The sequence below is a fragment of the Variovorax sp. UMC13 genome, from assembly GCF_014170375.1.
Classification (GTDB): domain Bacteria; phylum Pseudomonadota; class Gammaproteobacteria; order Burkholderiales; family Burkholderiaceae_C; genus Variovorax.
Genome location: NZ_LZZW01000004.1, coordinates 43,227 through 57,031, shown reverse-complemented (window position 1 = coordinate 57,031; position 13,805 = coordinate 43,227). Strand labels below are relative to the sequence as shown.

The 13,805-nt window shown below is 70.7% G+C and carries 15 protein-coding genes; 8 read left to right on the top strand and 7 right to left on the bottom strand.

Annotated elements, in window-relative coordinates:
* Nucleotides 1-90: 90 nt before the first annotated feature.
* Nucleotides 91-987: a 3-hydroxyisobutyrate dehydrogenase gene (gene mmsB, locus A9977_RS03120; RefSeq protein ID WP_183023418.1), complete on the top strand. Its 897-nt coding sequence runs from the start codon at nt 91-93 to the stop codon at nt 985-987.
* 32 nt (nt 988-1,019) lie between these two features.
* Here mmsB and A9977_RS03115 read toward each other — a convergent pair whose 3' ends face one another.
* The 3 genes from A9977_RS03115 to A9977_RS03105 all read right to left on the bottom strand — a co-directional run bounded on the left by A9977_RS03115 (nt 1,020) and on the right by A9977_RS03105 (nt 3,467).
* The gene (locus tag A9977_RS03115; protein WP_183023417.1) at nt 1,020-1,337 is read right to left on the bottom strand and encodes a cell envelope biogenesis protein TolA; all 318 of its coding nucleotides are present in this window, start codon (nt 1,335-1,337) and stop codon (nt 1,020-1,022) included.
* A 151-nt stretch (nt 1,338-1,488) separates the two neighbouring features.
* Nucleotides 1,489-2,415: a ZIP family metal transporter gene (locus A9977_RS03110; protein WP_183023416.1), complete on the bottom strand. Its 927-nt coding sequence runs from the start codon at nt 2,413-2,415 to the stop codon at nt 1,489-1,491.
* A 71-nt stretch (nt 2,416-2,486) separates the two neighbouring features.
* On the bottom strand, nt 2,487-3,467 hold the full coding sequence (locus tag A9977_RS03105) for a ferritin-like domain-containing protein (protein WP_183023415.1): 981 nt from the start codon (nt 3,465-3,467) through the stop codon (nt 2,487-2,489).
* 325 nt (nt 3,468-3,792) lie between these two features.
* Here A9977_RS03105 and A9977_RS03100 point away from each other — a divergent pair, with 325 nt between their 5' ends.
* From A9977_RS03100 to A9977_RS03090, 3 genes are all read left to right on the top strand, one after another.
* Nucleotides 3,793-4,368 carry a DUF3455 domain-containing protein gene (locus A9977_RS03100; protein WP_183023414.1) on the top strand — a complete coding sequence of 192 codons (576 nt, stop codon included), beginning with the start codon at nt 3,793-3,795 and terminating at the stop codon, nt 4,366-4,368.
* Between the two features lie 84 nt (nt 4,369-4,452).
* Nucleotides 4,453-5,016, top strand: coding sequence for a sigma-70 family RNA polymerase sigma factor (locus A9977_RS03095; RefSeq protein WP_183023413.1), 564 nt, complete (start codon nt 4,453-4,455; stop codon nt 5,014-5,016).
* Nucleotides 5,013-5,765 (top strand): anti-sigma factor domain-containing protein, encoded by a 753-nt coding sequence (locus A9977_RS03090; protein WP_183023412.1) that lies wholly within the window; start codon nt 5,013-5,015, stop codon nt 5,763-5,765. The genes A9977_RS03095 and A9977_RS03090 overlap by 4 nt, the downstream gene beginning before the upstream one ends.
* 12 nt (nt 5,766-5,777) lie before the next feature.
* Here the strand turns inward: A9977_RS03090 and A9977_RS03085 are convergent, their stop codons facing one another.
* The 4 genes from A9977_RS03085 to A9977_RS03070 all read right to left on the bottom strand — a co-directional run bounded on the left by A9977_RS03085 (nt 5,778) and on the right by A9977_RS03070 (nt 8,914).
* Nucleotides 5,778-6,194 (bottom strand): PIN domain-containing protein, encoded by a 417-nt coding sequence (locus tag A9977_RS03085; RefSeq protein ID WP_183023411.1) that lies wholly within the window; start codon nt 6,192-6,194, stop codon nt 5,778-5,780.
* Between the two features lie 9 nt (nt 6,195-6,203).
* Nucleotides 6,204-6,461: an AbrB/MazE/SpoVT family DNA-binding domain-containing protein gene (locus A9977_RS03080; protein ID WP_183023410.1), complete on the bottom strand. Its 258-nt coding sequence runs from the start codon at nt 6,459-6,461 to the stop codon at nt 6,204-6,206.
* A gap of 40 nt (nt 6,462-6,501) precedes the next feature.
* Nucleotides 6,502-7,818 (bottom strand): sulfatase, encoded by a 1,317-nt coding sequence (locus A9977_RS03075; protein WP_183023409.1) that lies wholly within the window; start codon nt 7,816-7,818, stop codon nt 6,502-6,504.
* Between the two features lie 139 nt (nt 7,819-7,957).
* Nucleotides 7,958-8,914 carry a Bug family tripartite tricarboxylate transporter substrate binding protein gene (locus A9977_RS03070; protein ID WP_259651792.1) on the bottom strand — a complete coding sequence of 319 codons (957 nt, stop codon included), beginning with the start codon at nt 8,912-8,914 and terminating at the stop codon, nt 7,958-7,960.
* Between the two features lie 174 nt (nt 8,915-9,088).
* Between A9977_RS03070 and A9977_RS03065 the strand changes: the two genes are divergently transcribed.
* The 4 genes from A9977_RS03065 to A9977_RS03050 all read left to right on the top strand — a co-directional run bounded on the left by A9977_RS03065 (nt 9,089) and on the right by A9977_RS03050 (nt 13,792).
* Nucleotides 9,089-9,583, top strand: a complete 495-nt coding sequence (locus A9977_RS03065) for a MarR family winged helix-turn-helix transcriptional regulator (protein WP_183023407.1) — start codon at nt 9,089-9,091, stop codon at nt 9,581-9,583.
* Between the two features lie 68 nt (nt 9,584-9,651).
* On the top strand, nt 9,652-10,167 hold the full coding sequence (locus A9977_RS03060) for a sigma-70 family RNA polymerase sigma factor (RefSeq protein ID WP_183023406.1): 516 nt from the start codon (nt 9,652-9,654) through the stop codon (nt 10,165-10,167).
* Nucleotides 10,164-11,168: a FecR domain-containing protein gene (locus tag A9977_RS03055; RefSeq protein ID WP_183023405.1), complete on the top strand. Its 1,005-nt coding sequence runs from the start codon at nt 10,164-10,166 to the stop codon at nt 11,166-11,168. The genes A9977_RS03060 and A9977_RS03055 overlap by 4 nt, the downstream gene beginning before the upstream one ends.
* A 95-nt stretch (nt 11,169-11,263) precedes the next feature.
* The gene (locus A9977_RS03050) at nt 11,264-13,792 is read left to right on the top strand and encodes a TonB-dependent siderophore receptor (protein ID WP_183023404.1); all 2,529 of its coding nucleotides are present in this window, start codon (nt 11,264-11,266) and stop codon (nt 13,790-13,792) included.
* Nucleotides 13,793-13,805 lie beyond the last annotated feature (13 nt).

The window sequence follows — 13,805 nt, the reverse complement described above, 5'->3', positions numbered from 1 at the left end:
GGATTCTTTTGCGCCTTCTGCGCAACCTTCGCGTCCTCTGCGTCCGGTACCCGTCCCCGCATCCGCATTCAAACAACCTGGAGACAAGCAATGAAGATCGCATTCATCGGCCTCGGCAACATGGGCGGCCCGATGGCCCTGAACCTGCACAAGGCCGGCCACACGCTCAGCGCCTTCGACCTGTCGAAGGACGCGTGCGCCAAGTTCGCGGCCGACGGCCTGCCGATCGCCGCCTCGGCGGCCGCTACGCTGGAAGGCGCCGAGGTCGTGGTCAGCATGCTGCCCGCCAGCGCCCATGTCGAAGGGCTCTACCTGGGCAGCAATGGCCAGCCCGGCATCCTCGAGCAGATCGCGCCCGGCACGCTGGTGATCGACAGCAGCACCATCGCGGCCGCCACGTCGCGCAAGGTGGCCGAAGCCGCGGCGAAGCGGGGCGTGGCCGTGATCGATGCGCCGGTGTCGGGCGGCACGGGCGGTGCCATCGCGGGCACGCTGACCTTCATGGTCGGCGGCAGCGAGGCCGACCTCGAACGCGCGCGGCCGGTGCTGGAGAAGATGGGCGCCAACATCTTCCACGCGGGCGCGGCCGGTGCGGGCCAGACCGCGAAGATCTGCAACAACATGCTGCTGGGCATCCTCATGATCGGCACCTCGGAAGCCATCGCGCTCGGCGTGGCGAACGGGCTCGACCCCAAGGTGCTGTCGGAAATCATGCGCCGCAGTTCGGGCGGCAACTGGGCGCTCGAGAAATACAACCCGCTGCCGGGCGTGATGGACACCGCGCCCGCGTCGAAGAACTACGCGGGCGGTTTCGGCACCGACCTGATGCTCAAGGACCTGGGCTTGGCGCAGGAGAACGCGGCCGCGGTGCGCGCCTCCACGCCGCTGGGCGGCCTGGCGCGCAACCTCTACGCGGCGCACAGCCTGGCCGGCCACGGCGCGCTCGATTTCTCGAGCGTGATCAAGCTGGTCCAGACCAAGACCTGACCCGCCGCCGCGGCGGGTTCGGGCCGGCGTGCTTACTTGGGCGTGCCGCCCTGCATCGACGGACGCTTGTTCGGGCGGCGCGTGTCGCGCGTCTCGGCCCGCTTCTCGCCGGCGACGGCGGCACGGTCGGTGCCGATGGCGCCGCCTTCGGGCGTGCGCGGTGCATCGCCGGCCGGACCCTTCACCTGGCCCTGCGGACGGTTGTTCTTGCGCGCTTCGCCCGCCATCTCGGACTTGCCGGTGGCATAGCCCGGGGTGTTCGGCGGCACGGGCGCGCCCGGCGGGTTGGATTGGGCGTGGGCGGCGAAGGCGAAGAGGCCGATGGCTGCGGCGCTGACGATCTTGTTCATGAAAAAGCTCCTGAAGAAAAGGAAAAGCAAAAGGACGGGACCTCGGCCCCATGGGTCTGCCCTGTAGATACGCAAGCGGCGCACCTTCGGATGACCGGCAGACGGCCCGTCGCAGCGTGGGACGCGGCCCACAGCGCTTCGCGCGCCCGCTTCAGGCCAGCGCCGTGTCCAGCAGCATCATCACCACGAAGCCCAGCATCAGTCCGCCGGTGGCATAGGCCTCGTGGCCCTTGCGGTGCGATTCGGGAATGATCTCGTGGCTGATCACGAACAGCATCGCGCCGGCGGCCAGCGCCAGGCCCCAGGGCAGCAGGCTCGCCGAGATGCCGATGACGGCGGCGCCGAACACGGCCGCGATCGGTTCGACCAGGCCCGACAGCACGCCCAGCCCGGCCGACAGCCAGCGGCCGTAGCCGACGCTGCGCAAGGCCAGCGCGACCACCATGCCCTCGGGCACGTCCTGGATCGAGATGCCGGTGGCGAGCGCGGTCGCGCCCACCGGGTCGGAGCCCGCAAAGGCCACGCCGATGGCCAGGCCTTCGGGCAGGTTGTGCAGCGAGATCGCGAGCACGAACAGCCACACGCGCTTGAGCGCACGCGCCTGCGGACCTTCGAGGCCCTTGACGAAATGCTCGTGCGGCACGAGCCGGTCGATGGCCAGCAGCAGCGCGGCACCGAGCAGGATGCCCATGCCCACGATGCCACCGGCGCCCCAGCCGCCCGCGCCCTGGGCCTTGGCGGCCGCCAGCGCGGGGATCACCAGCGAGAAGGAACTGGCGGCCAGCATCACGCCGGCGCCGAAGCCCAGCATGCTGTCGTAGGTGCGTTGAGAGAATTGCTGCGACAGCAGCACGGGCACGGTGCCCAGTGCGGTCGCGAAGGCGGCAAACAGCCCGCCGAGGATGGCGCCGCGCATGCGCGGGTCGCTGCCGTCGATGGCCTGCGCGGCCTGCCAGGCCAGCGCCGCGGCGCCGGCCAGCACGATGGCGAAGCCGATCCTTCGTCGCCACGGGTGGTGGTGCGGCGGTGCAGGCAGGCCCGCATCGGAGGGGGCAACGGGCAGCGAGGGCAGGTCCATGGTCGACTCCTGGGACAGGTGCGCAATGCGATGGCGGCGGATGCGCGCGATGCGCATCCGCCGCCCACGGCTCAGGCAAAGGCGGAGCTCAGGTTGAGCGTGCCGTTGACGCCGCTCGGGAAGAAGCCGCCCTTGTCGGCCGCGGCCGGCGTCAGGTAGACGATGTTGAGCACGTCGCCCGGGCTGCGGCTGTAGGCGATGCCGTTGTCGTCGAGCGGCACGATGTTCGACATGCCGGCCGTGCCGCTGATGCCCTGGTCGACGTCGGTGGATGCATCGAGCGAATCGCGCGCGTTTGAGATCGCGTCGGCACCGGTGCGCAGCGAAGGCGTCTCGATGCCCTTCGCGTACAGCACCGTGCGCACCAGCCCCGCGTGGTAGGCCTCGGCCGCAAGGATGCCGGCGGCGGCCTCGAGGTAGGTCTTGTTGGCGATCAGCGGGGCCGCGCCCTTGTACGCGGTCACGCCCACGTCCTCGAAGATGAAGGCGCCGAACAGGAAGGCCTCGTCGCTCGCGTAGGGGTCGAAGGCCTCGCCCGCCTTGATCAGCCCGGCCGCGCGCGCCGCCGAGGAGAAGGCGCCGTTCATGTCGGCGCTCACGTCGATGTCGGGCTGCGCCACCGCGGCGCTGCCCAGCACGCTGCGCAGGAAGCGCACATGGTCGGCCTCGTCCTTGGCGATCTCGCGGGCGTACTGCGCCACCACCGGGTCCTTGAACGGCACCGCATGGCCGCCGCGCACCGCGCCGCGCTTGCCGCTGCCGCCCAGCTGGCTCTCGGGCAGGCCGGTGCCGAACACCGCGTACTGGTAGAACTGGGCCTCGAGGTATTCGAGGTTCAGCGCGAAGTTGAGGATGTCGATATCGCTCGGCCCGCCGCCGTTCGGCGTGGCCTGGCCGATCGCGTTGCCGCCGCCACCGCCGCAGGCCGCGAGGATCGCGCCGCCCGCCATGCCTACCGCGAAGCCACCGCCCTTGCGGAAGAAGCGTCGCCGGTCGGCAAGCTTCTCGGTGCGTTTCTGCAAGAGGTCCAGAGTCACAGGAATTCCAAGCATCACATCTCCTGAGCGGCACGCTTCGCTTCCGACGCAGTCACCGCAACAACGTTGACCACCGCAGTGCGACATGCACTGCGGAGCGGGTGGGGCGATCGACGGGAAGCCGTTCGCCCTGCAGGGGATACGGCGGGCGATGCGGCAACGGATGCAGCCACTGGTAAGCAGGCGTTGCCGCGCACCGAGGGTTTACGCGCGAGTCCCCAATGAAAAGCGAGGCGAAAAAATATTTGCGGATCGCTGCATCCAAAGCGGCGTCTGGTGGGTAGTACCTGCAGCAGCAAGCAAAACCCGCTGCCCACCCGCAACTTCCAAGGAGCTTCCCATGCGTCAACTGACTTCCTTCCGTCCCGTCGCCGTGACCGCGCTCGTGGCTTCCGCCGCCGTCCTGGCCGCCTGCGGCTCGATGAGCAACAAGGGCGCCATGTCCACGTTCTCGCAGACCAGCCTGCCGCCGAGCATCCAGGTGCCCGCCGGCAACAAGGTGGCGTGGGAAACCGTGGGCGTGGGCGACATCACCTACGAATGCCGCGACAAGGCCAACATGCCCGGCCAGACCGAATGGGTCTTCGTCGGCCCCAATGCGGTGCTCAACGACCGCGCGGGCAAGCAGGTCGGCAAGTACTACGGCCCGCCGGCCACCTGGGAAGCGAACGACGGCTCCAAGCTCACCGCCACGCAGCTCGCGGTCGCGCCCTCGGGCCCGACCAGCCTGCCGTTCCAGCTGGTCAAGGCCAACCCCGCGATGGGCTCGGGCGCGATGAACGGCGTGACCTACATCCAGCGCGTCGCGCTGACCGGCGGTGTGGCACCGGCGGCCACGCCCTGCACGCCGATGAACAAGGGCCAGAAGACGACCGTCAAGTACCAGGCCGACTACATCTTCTGGAAGGCCGCCTGATCGGCCAGCGCGGCAAGGGCTTTCGGGCCTGAGGGCGGTGGGCTCGACTAATATCCGGGCTCCTTCGACCTTCCTCCCAAGCCCTTGCCCGCTCCCGACGATTTCGACTACGAAGCCGCGCTCGTCGCCTGTGCCGGGGGCGAGCAGGCCGCGCTCGCACGGATCTATGCGCGCGAGAGCCGCTATCTGCTGGGCGTGGCGCTGCGCATCGTGCGGCAGCGCCAGGTCGCCGAGGACGTGCTGCACGACGCCTTCGTCGCGATCTGGCAGCGCGCCGGCACCTTCGATGCGGCACGCGGCGCGGGCCGCGGCTGGATCTACAGCGTGGTGCGCAACGCCGCGCTGAGCTGGGTTCGCAACAACGCGCGCGACGTGCCGGTCGATGAAGAGACCGCGACGGCGCTCGAGGACGGAATGGCGGTGGACCACCATGCGACGACACGCGATGCGGCCGAGACCCGCGTCGAGCTCGGCCGTCTCGATGGCTGCCTCGACCAACTGGAACCCGGACGGCGCGAGTGCATCGTGCTGGCCTATGTCGACGGCTGCTCGCACGGCGAGATCGCCGAGCGCACGAAGACGCCGCTGGGCACGGTCAAGGCCTGGATCCAGCGCGGCATGCGCGCGCTGCGCGAGTGCATGACATGAACCCGAACAACCCTTTTGACGCCGCCAACGACGACGACGCCCTGCAGGCGCTGGCGGGCGAGTACGTGCTGGGCACGCTCTCGGCCGCGCGCCGCCGCGAGGTCGAGTCGCGCATGGCGAGCGATCGCGCGCTGCGCGACGCGGTCGATGCGTGGGAACAGCGGCTGCATCCCCTGACCGCGCTGGCCGAACCGGTCGAGCCTTCGCCCTCGCTGTGGCGGCGCATCGAGGCCAGCGTGCGGCCCTCGGCTGCGTCCGTCTCGGCGAACACGCGCCGCGCCGTCTCGGGCGTGCAGGGCTGGTGGAACAACCTGAACCTCTGGCGCGGCCTCGCGGGCTCCGGCTTCGCGGCCGCGGCCGTGATGGCGGCCGTGCTGGTGCTGCGCGTGCAGGCCCCCGCGGTGCCGCAGTACATGGTGGTGCTGGTCGCGCCGCAGGACAAGGCACCGGGCTGGGTGGTGCAGACCGGCGGCCGCCAGCAGGAGCAGCTGAGCCTGATCCCGCTGGGCACGGTGGCGGTGCCGAGCGACAAGTCGCTGCAGTTCTGGACCAAGGCCGACGCTTGGCGCGGCCCGGTGTCGCTGGGCCTGGTCACGCCGGGCCAGCCGCTGCGCGTGCCGCTGGACAAGCTGCCGCCGCTGGAGGCCAACCAGCTGTTCGAACTCACGCTGGAGCCGGCCAACGGCTCGCCGCTGGACCGCCCGACCGGGCCGATCCAGTTCATCGGGCGCGCGGTCAAGGTGTTGTAGGGGCGGCGCCCCTTAGCTCAGCAGCGTCATGCCGGCGCTGCGCACTGCGGCGCGGTCGAAGCTCACGGTCGACGAGCAGCCTTCTTTCAACGCAACTTGTGCAATCACCCGATCTGCAAAGCCTGCGCCTTGCGCCTTGGTGTTTCGCGCTGTGAGCAACTGCCGAGTTGCTTCGTGTACTGCTTCCCGGTTCTGCAGATGGAAGGTTGGTGTGTTCAGCAGGTCATCGACCATCTCGCCGATTTCCGTTGGTGTCGCGGCGTAGATTCGCTCGAGCACCCAGCACAGCTCGACGAGAACGACCAGGCTGATGAAGCCCGGTACGCGCTCGTCAAGTTGGGTTTCGATGAAGCGCGTGGCAATGGCCGATTGCTTGGGGTCATCTTGCGCCAGATAGCGCACGAGCACGTTGGTATCGAGGCCGATCATGCGGCAGTCTTAGCGCGGTGGTTTGCGATGGCCCGACGAAGAGCCTTCGGCAATGGCCTTGTTCATCGCTTCGATGCTGACAGGCTTGGCAACGCGCCCAGCGAACCGTCCCTTGAGCGTCGAGACGTGCGTATCGAGTGCAACGACCTTGAAGCCGTCGCCTTGTGCGATGAAGTCCACTTTGGCACCCGGCTGCAAACCGAGCGCCTTGCGAACGGACAGGGGCATCGTGAACTGTCCCTTGCTGGTCATGGTGGCAATGGCCATCTTCTCTCCTTACAAAAGGTAAGGAATTATAGGAAAACGCTCAGCGCTGCGGCATGTCCTTCACCGAATACCCCAGGCTCACCGTCGCATCCGCCGGAATCGCCGGCATGCCGGCGTTCCAGGCCTCCCAGTCGGCGCGCATCTGCGCCAGCCGCTCGGGTTCGCGCCGCGCCTGGTTGGCGCGCTCGCGTTCGTCGGCCGGGATGTTGAACAGGTACTCGTTGCCGTCCACGCGCAGGTACTTCCAGTCGCCATGGCGCAGCGCCTGCTGGCCGCGGTGGTTCATGCGCCAGTGCAGCGGGCGGTCGAAGCTGTGGGCCGCGTCGCGCAGCACCGGCATCAGCGACACGCCGTCGAGCGCGTAGCCGGGCGCGGGCGCCACGCCCGCGGCATCGAGCATGGTGGCCGACCAGTCCATGGTCATGCACAGCTGCCGGCTCTCGCCGCCGGGTGCGATCACCGCGGGCCAGTGCGCGATCCAGGGCACGCGGATGCCGCCCTCGGTGAGGTCCATCTTGCCGCCCACCAGCGGCCAGCTGTCGGAGAAGCGTTCGCCGCCGTTGTCGCTGGTGAAGACCACCAGCGTGTTCTCGGCCAGGCCGTGCTTCTCGAGCGCGGCCATCAGCTGGCCGATGCCCTCGTCCATGTGATGGACCATGCGGCGGTAGACGTGGATGTTGCCGCCCGCGAGGTCGAACAGGTTGTCCTTCACCGCGGGCGCCTTGTCGGCGTCGTCACGCGTCTCCCAGGGCCAGTGCGGCGCGGTGTAGTGCAGGCTCAGGAAGAAGGGGGCGTCCTGCTGCGCCATGCGCTCGACATAGTCGACCGCGCGCTGCGACAGCAGGTCGGTGAGGTAGCCCTCGTGCTGCGCGTCCTCCTCGCCGGCCCAGAGGTCGTGGCGGCCCGAGGAATCGCAGTGCGTGAAGTAGTCGACCCCGCCCGACAGCGGACCGAAGAACTCCTCGTAACCCGAGCGCAGCGGCCCGAAGTGCGGCGGGTAGCCGAGGTGCCACTTGCCGATCAGCGCGGTGCGGTAGCCGCTGTCCCGCAGCAGCGAGGGCAGGGTGGGGTGCTCGGGCGGCAGCCCCAGCGCGCTGCTGCCGCGGCTGTCGCTGCGGATCGGCTCCTCGGCCGCGCCGCGCAGCCGGTACTGGTAGCGCGCGGTGATCATCGCGAAGCGCGTGGGCGAGCACACGGGCGAGTTCGCGTAGCCCTGCGTGAGCTTCAGGCCCTTCGCCGCCAGGCCGTCGAGCACCGGCGACACCGGGCCGAACACCGCGTCGCGCCCGCCGTAGCAGCCGAGGTCGGCGTAGCCGAGATCGTCGGCGACGATGAAGACGATATTGGGTTTCTTCATGGACGGACCCGAGCAGTAAATCCGAAAATCCCTTTCGAGGAACACCGCGGAACCGGCTTTGCCGGGCCGCTGGTGTTGCCCCCTGGAAGGGGGTTGGCGAAGCGACACGAAGTGCGCGAAGACTGGGGGTGAGCTGTCCTCATGGCTGGTAGCCGGACTTCTGCACCACGGGCGCCCACTGCGCGCGGTAGGCCTTGAGCATGGCGGTGGTCTGCGCCTGCGTGCTGACTACCGGGGTCATCAGCGAGTCCTTGAAGCGGCGCGTGGTGTCCGGGTCTTGCATCACTTCATGGATCAGCCGCGCCAGCTTCTCGACCTTGTCGCGGGGCATGGTGGCGGGCGCGAAGAAGGTGTTCCAGCCGGTGGCGGCGAGGTCCAGGCCGGCCTCCTTGAAGGTCGGGATCGTGGGCGCGAAGGGCGAACGCTGCGCGCCCGACAGCGCCAGGATGCGCAGCTTGCCGGCCTCGTGCTGCGGCAGCACCACGTCGGAGGTGTCGATGGCCACCGGCACCTGGCCGCCCAGCAGGTCGTTGAGCAGCGGCGCCGAGCCGCGGTAGCCGATCACCTGCGTCTGCACCTTGGCCTTCTCGCCCACCATCAGCGCGAAGAAGTGCGGCAGGCTGCCGGTCGCGGGCACGCCGACGTTGGCCTGGTTGGGGTTGGCGCGCATCCAGGCCAGCAGGTGGCTCAGCTCGCGCACCGGCAGGGTGGGCGACACGGCCAGCGCGAAGTCGTAGTCGTTGACGTGCGAGACCGGCACGAAGTCGCGCTCGGCGTCGTAGCCGTTGTCCTTGAAGACCAGCGGCGCCACCACCATCACCGCGGGGTTGGCCAGCATCAGCACGTTCTGGTTGGCAGGCGTGGTCTTGACTTGCTGCGCGGCCAGCCGGCCGCCGGCGCCGGGCTTGTTGTCGACCACCACCGGCACGCCCAGCTTGGCAGCCAGCTTGTCGCCGACGATGCGCGCCACGCGGTCGGTCGCGCCGCCGGGGGCGTAGCCGACCACGATGCGCAGCGGGCTGTCGAGCTGGGCCTGGGCCTGCACGCTGTTCATGCCGATCGCGAACAGGCCGGCAACGGCCGCGAGGCCGGCCATGCGGCGCGTGAGGCGCCGGGCGGAAGAGAAGGGCGTGGTCATGGGGAGATCTCCGTGGTGTGGGGGCGGGGCCGCGGTGGACGCAAGGCCGACGCTGGCGATTCTGGCGACGCTACAGTCGATGGATCAAATCAACCATCGTCGGGACTAACCCGTACGAACCGCGACCGTTCCATGACCCCGCCACCGCTGGAGGCCCTGCTCCTGTACCGCCTGTCGCGCCTGATGGCCGTGACCGGCCGCATGGTCACGCGGCTGTGCGAAGGCCGCTTCGGCATCACGCGGCGCGAGTGGCGCATGCTGGTCACGCTGGCCGGTTCGGGCGCGCTGAGCTCGTCGCAGCTGGCCGAGCAGGCGCAGCTCGACCGCGCGCGCACCTCGAAGGCGGTCGGCTCGCTGGTGGCCAAGGCGCTGGTCTCGCGCGAGGCGCTGGCCAGCGACCGCCGACAGGTGATCCTGTGCCTGACCGAGCGCGGCCGCGCGCTCTACGACGAACTCTTTCCGCTGGTGAGCGCGATCAACGTCGAGCTCGCGGCGGCGCTGGCGCCGGCCGAGGCCGAGCGCTTCGACGCCGCGCTGCAGCGCCTGCAGGCACAGGCCGAGCGCATGGCCGAGGCGGCGGTGCTGCCGAAGGCGGATCGCGGAAGGCGTGGCGGCGGCCTGGGCTGAGGACTGCGATCGCCGCTTAGAATGCGAACGATTCTTATTGTCGGGTCGCTGCCCGGCGCCTTCGCACCGTGTCCGCCACCTCGCATCCCTCCACCCCGGCCTCCATCGACGCGATCTACCGTGCCCACCATGGCTGGCTGCTCGGCTGGTTCCGGCGGCGCCTGGGCGGCGCTTCGTGCGCGGCCGACCTGGCGCACGACACCTTCGTGCGGCTGATGCTGTCGCGCGATGCGCTCTCACTGGCCGAGCCGCGCGCCTTTCTGCGCACGCTGGCGCACGGCGTGGTGGTGAACCACTGGCGCCGCCAGGACATCGAGCGCGCCTGGCGCGAGGCGCTGGCCGTGCTGCCCGAGCCGATGGCGCCTTCGCCGGAAGAGCGGCTGATGGCGCTCGAGACGCTGTGCCGCATCGACGCCATGCTGGACCGGCTCAACCCCAAGGCGCGCGCCGCCTTCCTGCTGTCGCAGCTCGACGGGCTGACCTACGCCGAGATCGGCACGCAGCTGAAGGTGTCGGAGCGCATGATGAAGAAGTACATGGCGCAGGCGATGCTGCAGTGCCTGCTGCTGGCCGAGCAGCCATGAGCGCGTCGCCACCGTCGTCCTCGCCGGGCGCCCCGGCCTTCGAGGACCTGCAGCAGGCGGCCGATTGGTTCGCCGTGCTGCAGGCCGGCAGCCCCAGCGAAGCCCAGCGCCAGCAGTGGCAGCGCTGGCTCGACACCGGCCCGCGCCAGCGCGCCGCCTGGCAGCGTGTGGAGGCGGTGGCGGGCGAGTTCGCCGGCCTGGCCGGGCTGCCGGCGCGGCGGGCGCTCGACGCGCGCGGCGCGGCCGCCAGCGCGCGCCGCCGCACCGCGCTGCGCGCGCTGGCCGTCGCACCGGTCGCGGGCCTCGCGGCCTGGCTGGGCGCGGGACAACTGCCGTGGCGCGGCTGGGTCGCGGCCCATCGCACCCAGACCGGCGAGCGGCGCGAGATCGTGCTGGCCGACGGCAGCCGGCTCTGGCTCAACACCGCCACCGCGCTCGACGTCGATTTCTCGGCCGGTCTGCGCCGCATCGTGCTGCACCGGGGCGAGGTGCTGCTGACCAGCGGCCACGACGCGGCCCATGCCTCGCGGCCGCTGGTGGTCGACGTGCCGCAGGGCCGGCTCACCGCGCTCGACACGCGCTTCTCGGTGCGGCACGAGGAGGGCGGCGAGGCAGTGCGGCTCGCGGTGTTCGAGGGCGCGGTCGAGGCGCGGCCGGCCGATGTCGGCGCGCCGCGCACGCTGGCCGCGGGCCAGCAGGCACGGGTCTTCGCCGACCGCGTCGAGGCGCCCGTGCCGGTCGCGCCCGAGGAAGACGCCTGGATCCGCGGCATGCTGGTCGCCGACGGCATGCGCCTGGCGGATTTCATCGCCGAGCTGGGCCGCTACCGCCCGGGCTACCTGGGCTGCGCGCCCGAAGTGGCCGAGCTGCGCCTCGTCGGCGCCTATCCGCTGGCCGACACCGAGCGCATCCTGGCCGCGCTGCAGGCGACCCTGCCGGTGAAGGTGCACCGGCCGCTGCCGTGGTGGACCGTGGTCGGGGCCGGGCCGGCGAAGCGCTGACGAAGAAAAAATAATCGCGCCTGAGGTTCCCTTTTGGCGCCGCCGATGGGCATCACAGGAGACAACCCTCCCGTCTTGCCTGAAAGCCGCCCGCCATGCCTGCGTTCCAGAAACGATCGACCGCCTTCCCGAGTTCCTTCCTCGCCCCGCGCGTGCTCGCGCGCTCCCTGCAGGCCGCGCTGGCCGCGTTCCCGGTGGCGGCCGCGCTGCACGCCGCCCCCGTGCTGGCGCAGGCTCCCGCGGCCGAAGCGCGCGACTACGCCATCGCGCCCGGCCCGCTGGGCACGGTGCTGAGCCAGTTCGCGGGCCGGGCCGGCATCCTGCTGTCGACCGACGCCGCGGTCACGGCCGGCCTTTCGAGTGCCGGCGTGCGCGGCCGCTTCACGGTCGCCGAGGGCCTGTCGGCCGCGCTGGCCGGCAGCGGCCTGCAGGCCACGCGCAGCGGCAATGTCTACGGCGTGGCCCGCCTGCCGGCGGCGCCCGCGCCCGCGCCCGAGGCGCGCGCGAACGGCGAGGCGTCCTCGCTGCCCACCGTGCTGGTCACGGCCCGGGCCGGCGAAGAGACCGCCAAGAGCCCGGTCGCGGGCTTCGTCGCGCGCCTGGCCACGGGCGGCACCAAGACCGACACGCCGCTGCTCGAGACCCCGCAATCGGTCTCGGTCGTCACCCGCGACCAGATGGATGCGCAGGGCGCGACCACGCTGGTCGAAAGCCTGCGCTACACGCCCGGCATCGTCGCGCAGTACGGCAACACCGACCTGCGCTACGACTGGCTCACGCTGCGCGGTTTCACGCCGCCGGCGCGCTACCTCGACAACCTGCGCCTGCCTTTCGGCGCGCGCGGCTATTCGCAGCCGCGCATCGAGCCCTGGGGCCTGGAGCGCGTCGAAGTGGTCAAGGGCCCGTCGTCGGTGCTCTACGGCCAGGCCACGCCGGGCGGGCTGGTGAACATGGTGAGCAAGCGCCCCACGACCGAGACCGTGCGCGAGGTCGAGCTCCAGGCCGGCAGCCACAGCCGCCGGCAGCTGGCCTTCGACCTCGGCGGTGCGCTCGATGCCGATGGCGTCTGGCGCTACCGCCTGGTCGGCGTGCACCGCGAGGCCGACACCGCCTACGACTTCGTCTCGGAGCGCAAGACCTACTTCGCGCCCTCGCTGACCTACCGCCCCTCGGAGGCCACGCGCATCACGCTGCTCGCGCACTGGCAGTCGCTCGATTCGCCCGGCGGCGGCGGCGCGCCCTCGCTGCCCGCGGCCGGCACGCTCGACACCAGCCGCTATGCCGCGCTGCCGCGCGGCGCCTTCGTGGGCGAGCCCGGCTTCGACCGCTACGACAACCGCCAGCGCTTCATCGGCTGGGAGGCCGAACACAAGCTCGACGGCACCTTCACCGTGCGGCAGAACCTGCGCTACGGCAAGGTCGACGCCACGACACAGCGCGTGCAGGCCTTCTGCCTGGCGGCTTGCAACCCGGCGTCGCTGCAGCGCTACGCCTGGGCCTTTCCCGAGCAGGCCGACATGCTGACCGTCGACACGCAGCTGCAGGCCGACTTCCGCACCGGCACGCTGCGCCACACGCTGCTGGCCGGCGTCGACTTCTCCAACGAGAAGGCGGCCTTCGACGAAACCAACCTGCGCGTGCTGGCCACGCCCTTCAACGCCTACCGGCCGGTGTACGGCCTCGACAGCGGCATCGTGCCCGCGGTCGGCACGCACATCGACCAGAAGCGCCGCCAGGCCGGCTTCTACCTGCAGGACCAGATGCACTGGGAGCGCTGGAGCGTGGTGCTGGGCGGCCGCTACGACAAGGCCCACACCGCCACCCGCACGCTCACGCCCGCCAACGGCCGCGTCACGAACGTCACGCAAAGCGACGGCGAATTCACCGGCCGCGCCGCGCTGATGTACAGCTTCGACAACGGCGTGGTGCCCTACCTGAGCCACTCGACCTCTTTCCAGCCCGCGGCCGGCACCGATCGCCTGGGCAATGTGTTCGAGCCCACCAAGGGCAAGCAGACCGAGGTCGGCCTGAAGTACCAGCCCGTGGGCTCGAAGGCGCTGTTCACCGCCGCCGCCTACGAGCTGACGCAGGCCAACGTGCTCACGCCCGATCCGCTGAGCCGCTCCTTCAGCGAGCAGACCGGCGAGGTGCGCGTGCGCGGGCTGGAACTGGAAGGGCGCGGCCCGATCGCGCGCGGCCTGGACCTGATCGCTTCCTACGCCTACACCGACAGCCGGGTCACGCGCGCCAATCCCAACGCCGCGGGCGTGAGCACGCTGGGCAAGCGCTTCGCCTATGTGCCCGAGCGCCAGGCCGCGGCCTGGCTCGACTACAGCTTCCAGTCGGAGGCGCTGGCCGGCCTGGCCTTCGGCGTGGGCGTGCGCCACACCAGCGCGACCTTCGGCGACAACGCCAACGTCTACCGCGTGCCGGGCGTGACCCTGTACGACGCGGCACTGCGCTGGGACCTGGGTCGGGTGCGGCCCTCGCTCAAGGGCGTGCGGCTGGCGCTCAACATCGCCAACCTCGCGGACAAGGAATACGTCGCCACCTGCCTCGCGGCCGCGGGCTGCTACTACGGCGAAGGCCGCAGCGTCTACCTGACGGCCGGCTACAGCTGGTAGGCGCAGCCGCCGC